Annotated in this window: 12 protein-coding genes; 3 read left to right on the top strand and 9 right to left on the bottom strand. The window is 59.3% G+C overall.

Translation table 11 applies throughout. The annotated features are described in order from the left end of the window. Window position 1 precedes the first annotated feature (1 nt). Together LOY68_RS00230 and LOY68_RS00235 are read right to left on the bottom strand one after the other, a co-directional pair. Window positions 2-166, bottom strand: a complete 165-nt coding sequence (locus LOY68_RS00230) for a DUF1328 domain-containing protein (RefSeq protein WP_008002172.1) — start codon at window positions 164-166, stop codon at window positions 2-4. Window positions 167-247: 81 nt separating this feature from the next. After that, a complete protein-coding gene (locus LOY68_RS00235; RefSeq protein WP_163910498.1) occupies window positions 248-535 on the bottom strand; it encodes a hypothetical protein in 288 nt (95 codons plus the stop codon). A 440-nt stretch (window positions 536-975) separates the two neighbouring features. Between LOY68_RS00235 and algB the strand changes: the two genes are divergently transcribed. Then, the gene (algB, locus tag LOY68_RS00240; protein ID WP_054048028.1) at window positions 976-2322 is read left to right on the top strand and encodes a sigma-54-dependent response regulator transcription factor AlgB; all 1347 of its coding nucleotides are present in this window, start codon (window positions 976-978) and stop codon (window positions 2320-2322) included. A gap of 10 nt (window positions 2323-2332) precedes the next feature. Further along, entirely contained in the window at window positions 2333-4123 is a 1791-nt protein-coding gene (locus tag LOY68_RS00245) for a KinB sensor domain-containing domain (RefSeq protein ID WP_265042355.1), read from the top strand. Between the two features lie 7 nt (window positions 4124-4130). On the opposite strand, the gene LOY68_RS00250 is transcribed toward LOY68_RS00245, so the two are convergent. The 7 genes from LOY68_RS00250 to LOY68_RS00280 form a co-directional block, all read right to left on the bottom strand. Further along, window positions 4131-5744, bottom strand: coding sequence for an EAL domain-containing protein (locus LOY68_RS00250; RefSeq protein WP_163910496.1), 1614 nt, complete (start codon window positions 5742-5744; stop codon window positions 4131-4133). 76 nt (window positions 5745-5820) lie between these two features. After that, window positions 5821-6600 (bottom strand): N-acetylmuramoyl-L-alanine amidase, encoded by a 780-nt coding sequence (locus tag LOY68_RS00255; protein WP_265042357.1) that lies wholly within the window; start codon window positions 6598-6600, stop codon window positions 5821-5823. 103 nt (window positions 6601-6703) lie between these two features. Then, window positions 6704-8767 (bottom strand): diguanylate cyclase, encoded by a 2064-nt coding sequence (locus LOY68_RS00260; protein ID WP_265042359.1) that lies wholly within the window; start codon window positions 8765-8767, stop codon window positions 6704-6706. Beyond that, window positions 8764-9642: an endonuclease/exonuclease/phosphatase family protein gene (locus LOY68_RS00265; RefSeq protein ID WP_163910493.1), complete on the bottom strand. Its 879-nt coding sequence runs from the start codon at window positions 9640-9642 to the stop codon at window positions 8764-8766. Before LOY68_RS00265 ends, LOY68_RS00260 begins: the two co-directional genes overlap by 4 nt. A 14-nt stretch (window positions 9643-9656) precedes the next feature. Further along, window positions 9657-10298, bottom strand: coding sequence for a thiol:disulfide interchange protein DsbA/DsbL (locus LOY68_RS00270; RefSeq protein WP_054048016.1), 642 nt, complete (start codon window positions 10296-10298; stop codon window positions 9657-9659). Between the two features lie 200 nt (window positions 10299-10498). Beyond that, window positions 10499-11110: a c-type cytochrome gene (locus tag LOY68_RS00275; protein ID WP_054048014.1), complete on the bottom strand. Its 612-nt coding sequence runs from the start codon at window positions 11108-11110 to the stop codon at window positions 10499-10501. 46 nt (window positions 11111-11156) lie between these two features. Beyond that, on the bottom strand, window positions 11157-11447 hold the full coding sequence (locus LOY68_RS00280; protein WP_054048012.1) for a c-type cytochrome: 291 nt from the start codon (window positions 11445-11447) through the stop codon (window positions 11157-11159). A gap of 191 nt (window positions 11448-11638) precedes the next feature. Between LOY68_RS00280 and yihA the strand changes: the two genes are divergently transcribed. After that, on the top strand, window positions 11639-12289 hold the full coding sequence (gene yihA / locus LOY68_RS00285) for a ribosome biogenesis GTP-binding protein YihA/YsxC (protein WP_265042364.1): 651 nt from the start codon (window positions 11639-11641) through the stop codon (window positions 12287-12289). Window positions 12290-12463 lie beyond the last annotated feature (174 nt).

Consider the following 12463-nt stretch of genomic DNA (forward strand, 5'->3'; position numbering starts at 1 on the left):
TTCAGCCTCGACCGCGACGGCCGAAGAAGAACGAAGCAACAAACATCACCAGGAACACGACAAAGAGAATCTTGGCGATACCCGTGGCGGTGCCCGCGATACCACCGAAGCCCAGTACGGCGGCGATGATGGCAATGATCAAGAATGTAATTGCCCAGCTCAACATGGTGATTCTCCTTACGTTTCTATTTAAAGGTATGTCTGGTGGTGCTTTTCCCGGCGCATCAGTCGCGCCAAGTTCGGTTCTTTAGAACACCCAACGTTCCTGACGCGGCATCTGATCCACAGGCTGAGCCTGGTCGACGTCCATCATTCGCATTGGGGCGCTGTCGGCGAGTTTGCTGCTGACGGCGCTGAAGTGGGTCTGGGTGGCGTGTTGAATCGACAGGCGTGGCGCCTCTGGCTGCTGGCTCTGCTCCCAACGGGCGAACTGCTGGCCACCGATCAATGTGATCGTAAGAGCGAGCATCGCGAACAAACCCTGCTGGATGTGCAGTGGCGAGATACGCAATTGGGCGGCACGTTGGCGATTCATCCTGTAGCTCCTCCACCTGAGTGGTCGTCTTGTTGAGGGCGCTCATTCCGTGAATGCCCTGGCGTTAATCAGACTATTGCAGTCTGCATGCCAGCTTTTTGAATGAAAAAAACTCAATAAAATCAGATAGTTATGGTTGTGGTGAAAATCGTTCCACACGCATCCTGCACGATGGGGCCCTGACGGTCGTGCGTAATGCACGAAAGATTCAGAGGAACTTTCAAATTTTTTGAATTGCGAGGAGGGCGCAGATGTCAGACGTTCAAGCAGGCAAACGTCGAAATGTTGGATTTTTCGTAAAAAACCAACGAAATCAGCCAATTAACGAGAAGGGCAGCAGATAGCTACACTGCCGGGGCTGGAATGGATCAGAATCAACCATGCAACTTGCCCGATTTTCTCGGGACTAACCAAAATCATTCAGTAAGGAGCGTAGGAAAATGGAATCAGCCACTGAGCATCAAGGCCGCATTCTGCTGGTAGACGATGAGTCCGCCATCCTTCGTACCTTCCGTTATTGCCTCGAAGACGAAGGCTATACCGTCGCCACCGCCAACAGCGCCGCCCAGGCCGATGCACTGTTGCAGCGTCAGGTGTTCGACCTGTGCTTCCTGGATTTGCGCCTGGGTGAGGACAATGGCCTCGATGTATTGGCGCAGATGCGTATTCAGGCGCCGTGGATGCGGGTCGTTATCGTCACCGCGCATTCCGCTGTGGATACCGCCGTCGATGCGATTCAGGCCGGCGCCGCCGATTACCTGGTCAAACCCTGCAGCCCGGATCAATTGCGTCTGGCCACCGCCAAGCAACTGGAAGTGCGCCAGCTCTCGGCGCGTCTGGAGGCCCTCGAAGGCGAAGTGCGTAAAACCAAGGATGGCCTGGATTCCCACAGCCCGGCGATGAAAGTTGTGCTTGAGACGGCCCGCCAAGTGGCCGGCACCGACGCCAATATCCTGATCCTCGGTGAGTCCGGGACAGGTAAAGGTGAACTGGCTCGGGCGATTCACGGCTGGAGCAAGCGCGAGAAGAAATCCTGCGTCACCATCAACTGCCCATCGCTGACCGCCGAATTGATGGAAAGCGAACTGTTCGGCCACAGCCGTGGCGCGTTCACCGGTGCCAGTGAAAGTACGCTGGGTCGGGTTAACCAGGCTGATGGCGGCACGTTGTTTCTCGACGAGATCGGCGACTTTCCGCTGACGTTGCAACCCAAGTTACTGCGTTTCATCCAGGACAAGGAATACGAGCGGGTCGGCGACCCAGTCACTCGACGCGCCGATGTGCGGATCCTTGCGGCCACCAACCTTAATCTTGAAGACATGGTCCGCGACGGACGTTTCCGCGAAGATTTGCTCTATCGCCTGAACGTCATCACCTTGCACCTGCCGCCGCTGCGCGAACGCAGCGAAGACATCCTGACCCTCGCTGATCGTTTCCTGGCCCGTTTCGTCAAGGAATATGCACGACCGGCGCGGGGTTTCAGCGATGAGGCCCGGGAAGCGCTGCTCAGCTACCGATGGCCGGGCAATATTCGAGAGCTGCGTAACGTGGTGGAGCGGGCGAGCATTATTTGTCCACAGGAGCGCGTCGAGATCGTTCACTTGGGCATGGCCGAACAACCGGCGAATAACTCGCCGCGAGTGGGTGCCGCGCTGAGCCTGGATGAGCTGGAAAAAGCCCATATCGGCGCCGTGCTGGCCACCGCAGGAACTTTGGACCAGGCAGCGAAAACGCTGGGCATCGATGCCTCGACCCTGTACCGCAAACGCAAGCAGTACAACCTGTGAGCAACATCCGATGAAACTGGCGATGAAGTTGCGGACCCGACTGTTCCTGAGTATTTCCGCACTCATCACCGTCGCGCTGCTTGGGCTGTTGCTCGGGCTGATCAGCGTTATGCAAATGGCCGGCAGTCAGGAAGCGCTGGTCCGCAATAACTTCGTTACTCTGGATCTGGGTCTGAAGCTGCGCCAGACCCTGGGTGATCAACTGATCATCATGCTCAGCGAAAAACCCGACCCTGCGCAGTTTGCCGCGTCGAAGCAGCATTACCTGGAACTGCTCGACGAAGGCGTCGCCCATGAGCAGGGCGTTGTCGAGGGCCAGTATGGCTTCAAGCAGGCCAAGGCTGACTACCAGAGTTTTCTGCAGGCGCTGGACCAGTCTCACGATCCTGCCTTTGTGCTGTCGGGCAACGATGACGTCACGGCCAAATTCAATCAGCTGCGCAACGGCTTGATCGCCGAGCACAAGCGCGCTCTGGATAACATCAACGACACCCAGCGCAAAGCCCGTGATCGGGCGCTGCTGATCGCCGGCCTGCTCGGCTTGGTCGGGCTGGCGGTGCTGATCATCGGCTTCGTCACTGCGCATGCAATTGCCCGCCGGTTCGGTGCGCCGATCGAGGCGCTGGCCCAGGCCGCGGACAACATTGGCCAAGGCAATTTCGAAGTGACCCTGCCGATTTCCTCGGCCGAGGAAATGAACCAGCTGACCAAGCGCTTCGGGATCATGGCCGAGGCGTTGCGCGAGCATCAGGCGACCAATGTCGATGAACTGATGGCCGGCCAGCAACGCTTGCAAGCGGTACTCGACAGCATCGACGACGGTTTGCTGATGATCGACCGAGAAGGTCATCTGGAGCACCTCAACCCGGTGGCGCAGCGCCAATTGGGCTGGGACACCGACCGACTCGGCCAGGGTTTGGGCTCGGCGCTCGAACGACCTGAACTGGATGCGCAGCTGCAATTGGTTTTACGCGGCGGCACCCTGGAGCGGGCGCCGGAAGACCTGAGTGTGGAAGTCGATGGGGAATCGCGGCTGTTGACCTACAGCTTGACCCCGGTCAGCCATACCCAAGGACACATTCTCGGTGCGGTGATGGTGTTGCATGACGTCACTGAACAGCGGGCGTTCGAACGGGTGCGCAGTGAATTCGTCCTGCGGGCCTCGCATGAGTTGCGCACGCCGGTTACCGGGATGCATATGGCCTTCGGCCTGTTCCGCGAGCGAGCGAAATTTGCCCCGGACTCCCGCGAAGCTGACTTGCTCGATACCGTAAATGAAGAAATGCAGCGCTTGATGCAGTTGATTAACGATCTGCTGAATTTCTCGCGCTACCAGAACGGCTTGCAGAAACTCACGCTGGGGCCGTGCGTCATCGAAGACTTGCTCGAGCAGGCACAGGGCCGATTTGCGGGGGAGGCCGCGCAGAAGGGCATCGAGTTGCTGGTGGAAGTGCAGGGGCCGCTGCCGCGCTTGCAGGCGGACCAGGCGCAGCTGGATCGAGTGCTCGACAACCTGATCGACAATGCCTTGCGTCATACCGCTGCGGACGGGCAGATCCGTTTGCAGGCCCGGCGCCACGGCGAACGGGTGATTATCAGTGTCGAGGACAACGGCGAAGGCATTGCCTATGGCCAGCAAGGACGGATTTTCGAGCCGTTCGTGCAGGTCGGTCGCAAAAAGGGCGGGGCCGGGCTCGGATTGGCGTTGTGCAAGGAAATCGTGCAATTGCACGGCGGGCGAATGGGGGTTTATTCGCGGCCGGGGCAGGGCACACAGTTCTATATGGCGCTGGCGGTATAACGCGTCTTCACGCTTCGTCATCCATACGACGGCCCGCCAGTCGTCGGCCACGGGTGATCAGTTCAATGAACTGCACCGCGCTCAGCGCATGGGCGAACAGCCAGCCCTGACCGAACTTAACGCCTTCGCTGCTCAGGAATGCGACTTGGGCTTCATGTTCGATGCCCTCGGCGATCACTTTGAGCTGCAGGGCCTGGGCCATGTGAATGATGTGCGGGGCCACGCCACTGCTGGCGGCGTCATGACCCAAGGCATCGATAAAGGCCTTGTCGATTTTCAGGCAATCCACCGGCAGGGTTTGCAGGTAGGCCAGGCTGCAATAGCCGGTGCCGAAGTCATCGATCAGCACTTGATGCCCGACATCGCGCAAGGCTTGCAGGTTTTCCCGGGCCACCACCACGTCGATCATCCCGCGCTCGGTCACCTCGAAGGCAATCTGTTTGGCCGCGACCCGGTGCAAGGTCAGCAGTCGCGCCATTACTTGGCCGATACGCGGCACCATCACATCGCAAGCTGCCAGGTTGACCGAGATGTACAGCTGCGGATTCGCTCGTAACAATTGCCCCAACTGTTCGAGCAGACGCTGCAAGACGAAGTCGGTCATCTGGCGGATCTGTCCGGTGTTTTCCGCCATCGGAATGAACAGGTCAGGGCTGGTCAGCGTGCCGTCCGGCCTGCGCCAGCGCAGCAGGGCTTCAGCGCCGACACAGTTGCGACTGTCGAGGTCGAAGATCGGTTGATACAACACCTGCAACTCGCCACGGCGTATCGCGCCTTGCAGTTCGGCATCCAGCGATTGACGCTGACGCACCAGCAGAAACACCAGGATGCCGACGATAATGCCCAGCGCCAGGCTCGCCGGCAGCAGCCACCACCAGACCGTCGGTACATGCATGGCGGTGCGCGGGGTGATCAGCACCAACTGATATTCCGGGTTGTTGGTGGGCATACGGTAAATCAGGCGGGTTTGGGTCACTTGCAGCGAATCGCTGCTGGTCGGAGGCCAGGGTTCCGTCGGTGGCCAGGCCTGCTCGACACCCAGAACCGGAATTGCCCGCTTCCCATGATCGAGTACCACCAGCAGGCTGCTGCCTGGCGAGAGATCGACCATGTCAGTCAAATGCCCGCGAGAAGTAGCCACGCGGAAATTGCCTCGACTGAGCATCAGCGCGGCGCGGTTTTCATCGGGTTCGGTGGTGGTATTGAGCCAGTAACTGTAGGTGGGACCCCGGAGGTCCGCCGGTCGGATCATCGCCAACCCCTCCTGACGAGGGCGATTGGAGCAAATCCGGTTGCCTTCCATAAAAGCGGCTTCGTAGACGAAGCGGTAGCTGAAGCTGATCTGCTGCAACGTGGCGATCATTTCTTCGTTGCACGTTCGCAACGGCTGGGCTTCCAGGTCATCGAGGCTTTCGCGCAATTGCCCGAACATTTGCTCAAGACGGGCGAGAAAGCGTTCGCCTTGGGCGTTCATTTCCCGGCTTTCGTTCTGCTCGACCTGATTCATTGCGATGTACAGGCTGGCAGCCATCAACAGCGTCGCACTCAAGGCAGCAGCCAGCATCGCCAAAAACCATGGGCGATAGAACCAACTACGCAACCTCTCTCGAGTAGCAGCCATTTGGGAACATCCGAAGAATTACCAATGAGTTATAGCTGCTGATTGAGAAAAAGCGCGGACCGTCGGGCGGGCGTCATTATTTTGTCTGATTGAGTACCAGCAGCAGGGCGGCGGTTTGCGCATCCGGGGTGCCATCGAAACGGGAAGGGCGGTAGTGCATCTGGAAGGCTGCCAGGACATGCCGCGTCGCCACATCCAGTTCGCCGGTTTGCGGCGTTGCATAGCCCAGGCGTGCCAGCTGTCCCTGGAACCATCCGATGCTCGGTAGTTCGGCGGCGAACTGTACTTGCCGGCTCGCAACGGCCTGTTCGTTCGGCCAGATACCCAGGCCTTCGGCGGCCAGACGTTTCCAGGGGAACAGCGGGCCGGGGTCGAGCTTGCGCAGTGGAGCGATGTCGCTATGACCGATGATGTGCCGAGGGCTGATGCCATTGCGTTTGCTGATGTCCTTGAGCAGGACGATCAAGGATTGCACCTGGGCTTCGCTGTACGGGTACCAGAGGCGACCGGTCGGGGTGTCGCTGAAACCCGGATTGACGATTTCGATGCCGATGGAGCTCGAATTCAGCCAGGTCCGGCCTTGCCATTCGCTTTCCCCGGCGTGCCAGGCGCGCTGGTTTTCATCCACCAGTTTGTAGATGGTCGCGCCCTTGTCATCACCGATCAGGTAATGGGCGCTGACTTCGCCGTGGGTCAACAACTGCAGCGAACGTTCCAGGGATGCGTTGGTGTAATGCACCACCACGAACTGCACGCGGCTGTCGAAGTTGGCGGAAGGGTGACTGGTGTCGATACGTGGACCGCTGGCACAACCGGCCAGCAGCAGAAGCGACACAACGAGAGTAAGAAATTTCATGATAGAAGGCAGTACGCGCGAGACAATAATGCAACAGTGTAACGTAATGCCTCGCGCGTTGAGGGCAAAAGAGCCGCTTTAAACAAAATGGAACAATTGCCCTTCAGCCCAGTTCGATCCGGTTACGTCCGGCGTTTTTGGCACGGTACAGCGCCTGATCGGCTCTTTTAAGCACCATATCGCTGTGTTCACCCGGTTTGAACGCCGCGAGCCCCATGGAAATGGTGACAGTCACTCGCTCACCCTTGAAGTGGAACGGGCAGGCTTCAATCGAAGCGCGCAGGGTTTCCAGCAGTTTTGCCCCGACGGCCGGCACGGTGGCGGGCATCAACAGCACAAACTCCTCACCGCCGAAGCGGGCAATGAAGTCCGAGCCGCGCAGGCGCTTGCGCAGTACGCTGGCGATGATCTTCAGCACCTTGTCGCCTGCCAGGTGGCCGTAGTTATCGTTGATGCGTTTGAAATGGTCGAGGTCGAGCATGGCCAGCATCAGTGTGTTGCCGTGCTGCTGCCACTCAGCGATTTCGTGTTCCAGCCGTTCGCTCCAGGCGGCGCGGTTGGGCAGGCCGGTCAGCGGGTCGATCAATGCCTTTTGACGTTGTTCTTCCAAGTGCTCGCGATAGCCCAAGGCTTCCTGCTCCATGTGCGCAACCCGTTCGGCCAGGCCTTGCAGGCGAGCGGCGACTTCCTGCTCACGTTCATCGCGCTGCTTCTGATGCTGATCCATGGTGCCCAGCAGACCTTCGAGATGGTTCTCCAGAACGTGCTTGAGATCTTGCAGGTTGGCTGCGTCCTGCATGCTGGTTTGCAGGCCGTCGACTTGTTCGCGAATCTGCGTATCCATTTCCCGCGCGGCGGAGCGGTTATCGGCATGTCCGGCACTGGCGGCTTGCAGGTTGCTCTGGAACGACTCGAGGCGTTCGTTGAGTTGCTGCAAGTAAGCTTCGAATTCGTGTTGGCCGCTGTCCGTAATGGCCAACATCAAGGTGGCCAGATCGTCGAGGATCGGCAGCAATTCGTACCAGTTCAACCCGTTTTGCAGGCGTTCGCGCATCGCTTCGGCTTGCGGGCGGTGGCGTTCCGGCAGCGTCAGGTCGTCGAGCAGGCCCAGCAGCGTCTCTTCGATGTGCGTGGCCACGGAGCTGTAGGACGGTTCCGGTGAGTCCGGCAGCGCGTAGAGAATGTCTTGCTCGGGGTGTTCCGGATCGATGGCGGCCAGTGCCTGGGCCATGACGGGAGGCAGGGGCAGGCTGTCGAGGAATACCGGTGTCTCAGGACTTGCGGCCGGAATCAGTTCGTCTGGATTGATGTCTGGCTGAACTTGAACGACAGGCGCGATGGTCGGAGCTATCGGTGTCTGGAGCAGTTCAGGGTCAGGCTCTGGCGATGGCGCTTGGGTGTGTACTGCTTGTGGCTCCACGACAGGAGGGATAAACGCCACAATCTCCGGCTCTGGTGCTGCCTGCGGCGCGAGTGGCTCCGCAATGGCGACGGCTGGCGCGACGGGGGTTATTGCCGGCGATGTTTGCGGCAGGGCGGGTTCGGCTTTCGCCTGTTGCGCCTCAACAACGGGTGCAGAAACGGGTTGTTGGACTGGCGCTTGGACGACGGGGGCAGCGACTTGTGGCGCTGACTCTTCCGCTTCCCGGCTGCCGAACAACCGCTGCAACAAGCCTGGGCGACCCGGTTCGGCAGGGTTTTCCAGTTGGTTCAGGGCTTTGCCTTGCAAGCCGCTCAGTTCGCTGAGCAACAATGGAATCTCGCGAGCCTGGCCGACGCGTCCGTCCAATTGCTTGGCAAAAGCCTTGAGTGGCCGGCTGACTTCCCGGGGCAGTGGGAGTGCCTGGAGCTGCGAGACCAGCGCATTCAGTGCCGCGCTGACCTGATCGACCCGGGTTTCGCGGCGCTGCTCGGAGTCGAGCACGGCTTTTTCCAGGCGCGGTAGCAACGCGGCGAGGCCGGCATCCATGTCATCGGTGCGCACGACTTCGCGCATTTCCTTCATGCACAGGTCAACAGCGCGGTCAGTGCCCTCTGCCGCCAAAGTGCTTCGCACCAGCCCGCGACGCAACAGGTCGAGCCGGGCGTCCCAGCGACGCTCGAGTTTTTCCTGTTGTTCGATGCTTTTAAGGTATTTCTCTTTCCAGCGCTGTGCTTCGTCGCTCATTCATGGGATCCGCGAGGGGCAGGACTCAACGCGGGGAATGCATCGGCCGTGAGCGAACCCGGCAAACGAATCTCTACCGCGACCGGCAGGTGATCGGAAATCGGATGTGCCAGCACTTCGACCCTTTCCAGAGTCAGGGTCGGGCTGAGCAGAATATGGTCCAGGCAGCGCTGCGGGCGCCAGCTGGGAAACGTCGCTTCCAGTTGCGGGGCCAGCAGGCCGAGGTCGCGCAACGGGGAATTTTGCAGCAAGTCAGTGGCGTGGGTGTTCATGTCGCCCATCAGCACCTGGTGCTTGTAGCCGCCGATCAGCTCGCGGATGTAGGCCAGTTGCAGGCTGCGCACACGAGCGCCAAGCGCCAGGTGCATCATCACGACGACCAGCGCCTCCGGACCTTCGCCGAAGCGCACCAGGATCGCCCCACGACCCTTGGGCCCCGGCAGCGGGTGATCTTCAATCGCCCACGGGCGCAGACGGCTGAGCACGCCATTGCTGTGCTGGCCGAGGCGACCGAGATTGCGATTGAGTTGTTGATACCAGTAGGGGAAGGCGCCCAGTTGGGCCAGGTGTTCGACCTGATTGACGTAGCCTGATCGCAGGCTGCCGCCATCGGCTTCCTGCAAGGCGACCAGATCGAAGTCGCCCAGCAGATTGCCGATCTTTTGCAGGTTGTCGGCACGCCCGGTGTGCGGCAACAAGTGTTGCCAGCCACGGGTCAGGTAGTGCCGATAGCGCTCGGTACTGATGCCGACCTGGATATTGAAGCTGAGCAAACGCAGACGGCTGTCTGCGGGCAGGCCCGTCGATTCCAGATGATGCGTGTTGACCTGCGGTTCATGCAGGCCAACGACGCGTTCAGTACCCCAGCGGCGCATGGCAGGAGCCGCGCTTAGTTGGCGGCAGCCTTGTTAGCCGCTCGCTCTTTGTCGACCAGTTTGTCGGCCAGTTGCAGGGCTTGCTCGGCACCGCCGGCGGAACCTACGTCAAAGCGATACTTGCCGTTGACGATCATGGTTGGAACGCCAGAGATTTCGTATTTCTTCGCCAGCTCTTTGGCCTGGACGATCTTGCCCTTGATGGCGAAGGAGTTGAAGGTGGCCAGGAACTTGTCCTTGTCGACGCCCTGAGTGGCCAGGAATTCTGCCATTTCTTGCGGATCGGTCAGGCGTTTGTGTTCTTTCTGGATCGCGTTGAAGACTGCCGCGTGAACCTTGTTCTCGACGCCCATGGCTTCCAGGGTCAGGAACATCTGGCCGTGAGCGTCCCAAGGGCCGCCGAACATGGCTGGAATACGCACGAAGTTGACGTCGGAAGGCAATTTCTCAACCCACGGATTGATCACCGGCTCAAAAGCGTAGCAGTGCGGGCAGCCGTACCAGAACAGCTCCACGACTTCGATCTTGCCAGGTACCGCGACTGGAACAGGGTTGGTCAGTTCGACGTAAGGCGCCGCGGGTGCTTCGGCGGCCTGGACGTTCATGCCGAACAGGCTGGCAGCGACGAGTGCGGCGCTGATGATCAGATTACGCATGCTTTACTCCTGGACAATTTTGGTCGCCTCGCGCGACCTGTTTTCAGACAGGTCCTGGCGGGCTTGAGTTCTGTAGTGTAACGGCAGCGGCCACAAAAAAGGGCGGCCTAAGCCACCCTTTTTATACTTGCTGCGACGGATTAATAGAGCGTTAACGTTGCAGGAGATGTACGCCCCGCATAACGCCCGATTTGCCGGTCTTAGTGCAGGCCCTGAATGTAGCTGGACACCGCTGCGATGTCTTCGTCGCTCAGGCGTTTGGCAATGGTCTGCATGGTTTTGGTGTCGCCGTCGTTGTTGCGGCCGCCTTCTTCCTTGCGGAAGTCGGTCAGTTGCTTGGCAATGTATTGAGCGTGCTGGCCACCCAGGTGAGGGAAGCCGGCGGCTGCGTTACCCGCGCCATTCGGCGAGTGGCAGCCGGTGCAGGCTGGCAGGCCCTTGGCCAGGTCGCCGCCACGGAACAGTGCTTCACCGCGAGCCACGACTTTAGGGTCGGCGGCGCCAACGCTGCCTTTCTGGCTGGCGAAGTAGGCGGCGATATCGGCCAGGTCCTGATCGCTCAGGTTGGTCAGCAGGCCGGTCATTTCGAGTACCGTGCGTTTGCCGGACTTGATGTCGTGCAACTGCTTGTTCAGATAACGCTCGCCCTGACCTGCCAGTTTTGGAAAGTTAGGCGCCATGCTATTACCATCCGGGCCATGACAGGCGCCACAGACTGCGGCTTTCGCCTGGCCAGCTGTTGCATCACCTGCAGCATGGGCAATGCCGGAGATCCCCACGGTCAACAGCAGACTCACGATCAATTTGTTCATCAGCTAATCCAACTACGGCTAAGGGTTAAAGAGTTATGGGCCGGGTTTACTCGCTCATCCAGTGGATGATGGCTTGGTAATCCTCGGCACTGCAGTCCATGCACAAACCACGCGGCGGCATCGCCTTGAAACCCTGGGTCACGTGTTGCACCAGCGTCTCCATACCTTTCGCCAACCTCGGCGTCCAAGCTTCCTGATCGCCCTTTTGAGGCGCCATGGGTAGTTGGCCGGAATGACAGGCACCACAAACACGGTTGTACACAGCTTCCGGATCCTGTGTAGCCTGAGCGCTGTAAAGCGGCATCAAGACACCGGCAGCTAGCAGCCATTTCGTCATAAAACGACCTTTTCAGGGTAGAGAGCGTTCTGCGTTCTAATGCGCAATCAAGGTCAATCGCTCTCGTGAACTTCATCCTACGCTGGGACAAAGCGCACACAAAATCTGCGGCATTATATACTGGCGCTACTGAAACGGAAACGACACCGCTTGCCGCGTCCATTCCCGGCGCCGCCCACATCGGAAATCCCATGCAACTCAAGAACCCCATCCTCGGCCTGTGCCAACAGTCCACCTTCATGCTCAGCGCTGCCAAAGTCGACCAATGTCCGGACGACGAAGGCTTTGAAGTAGCCTTCGCCGGGCGTTCCAACGCCGGTAAATCCAGCGCGCTGAACACCCTGACTCACGCCAGCCTGGCGCGGACCTCGAAAACTCCGGGTCGCACGCAGTTGTTGAACTTCTTCAAGCTAGACGATGATCGGCGTCTGGTCGACCTGCCGGGCTACGGTTATGCAAAAGTACCCATTCCGCTGAAGCTGCACTGGCAGCGTCACCTGGAAGCTTATCTGGGTGGTCGCGAGAGTTTGAAAGGTCTGATTCTGATGATGGACATTCGTCATCCAATGACCGACTTCGACTTGCTGATGCTCGATTGGGCTGTTGCCGCTGGCATGCCGATGCACATTTTGCTGACCAAAGCGGACAAGCTGACCTACGGCGCGGCGAAAAACGTCCTGCTCAAGGTGCAGGCAGACATTCGTAAAGGCTGGGGTGATGCGATCAGCATCCAGTTGTTCTCAGCGCCAAAACGCATGGGCCTGGAAGACGCCTACACTGTATTGGCAGGCTGGATGGAATTGGAGGACAAAGGCGCCGAGATTGCCCAGAGTGCTGAATAGGGCTTTTCTGCAGGCAAAAAAAACCCCGGACTTCGTATGGGGAGGGGGAAGTTCCGGGGTTCAAGTTCCGGACCGTTAGGGCGGGGTCCAGATATCTGCCAACACTTAACACAACATAGGAGCATCGAAGGGCTTCACCAGCCATTCAGTAACTCTGAGTGGCGGTTCACGAGA

The sequence above is a fragment of the Pseudomonas sp. B21-053 genome (assembly GCF_026016365.1).
GTDB lineage: Bacteria > Pseudomonadota > Gammaproteobacteria > Pseudomonadales > Pseudomonadaceae > Aquipseudomonas > Aquipseudomonas nunensis.

Bases quoted from the DNA above. Each gene is read 5' to 3' on its own strand.
- LOY68_RS00230 (WP_008002172.1), bottom strand. From the start codon at position 166: ATGTTGAGCTGGGCAATTACATTCTTGATCATTGCCATCATCGCCGCC.
- LOY68_RS00235 (WP_163910498.1), bottom strand. From the start codon at position 535: ATGAATCGCCAACGTGCCGCCCAATTGCGTATCTCGCCACTGCACATC.
- algB (WP_054048028.1), top strand. From the start codon at position 976: ATGGAATCAGCCACTGAGCATCAAGGCCGCATTCTGCTGGTAGACGAT.
- LOY68_RS00245 (WP_265042355.1), top strand. From the start codon at position 2,333: ATGAAACTGGCGATGAAGTTGCGGACCCGACTGTTCCTGAGTATTTCC.
- LOY68_RS00250 (WP_163910496.1), bottom strand. From the start codon at position 5,744: ATGGCTGCTACTCGAGAGAGGTTGCGTAGTTGGTTCTATCGCCCATGG.
- LOY68_RS00255 (WP_265042357.1), bottom strand. From the start codon at position 6,600: ATGAAATTTCTTACTCTCGTTGTGTCGCTTCTGCTGCTGGCCGGTTGT.
- LOY68_RS00260 (WP_265042359.1), bottom strand. From the start codon at position 8,767: ATGAGCGACGAAGCACAGCGCTGGAAAGAGAAATACCTTAAAAGCATC.
- LOY68_RS00265 (WP_163910493.1), bottom strand. From the start codon at position 9,642: ATGCGCCGCTGGGGTACTGAACGCGTCGTTGGCCTGCATGAACCGCAG.
- LOY68_RS00270 (WP_054048016.1), bottom strand. From the start codon at position 10,298: ATGCGTAATCTGATCATCAGCGCCGCACTCGTCGCTGCCAGCCTGTTC.
- LOY68_RS00275 (WP_054048014.1), bottom strand. From the start codon at position 11,110: ATGAACAAATTGATCGTGAGTCTGCTGTTGACCGTGGGGATCTCCGGC.
- LOY68_RS00280 (WP_054048012.1), bottom strand. From the start codon at position 11,447: ATGACGAAATGGCTGCTAGCTGCCGGTGTCTTGATGCCGCTTTACAGC.
- yihA (WP_265042364.1), top strand. From the start codon at position 11,639: ATGCAACTCAAGAACCCCATCCTCGGCCTGTGCCAACAGTCCACCTTC.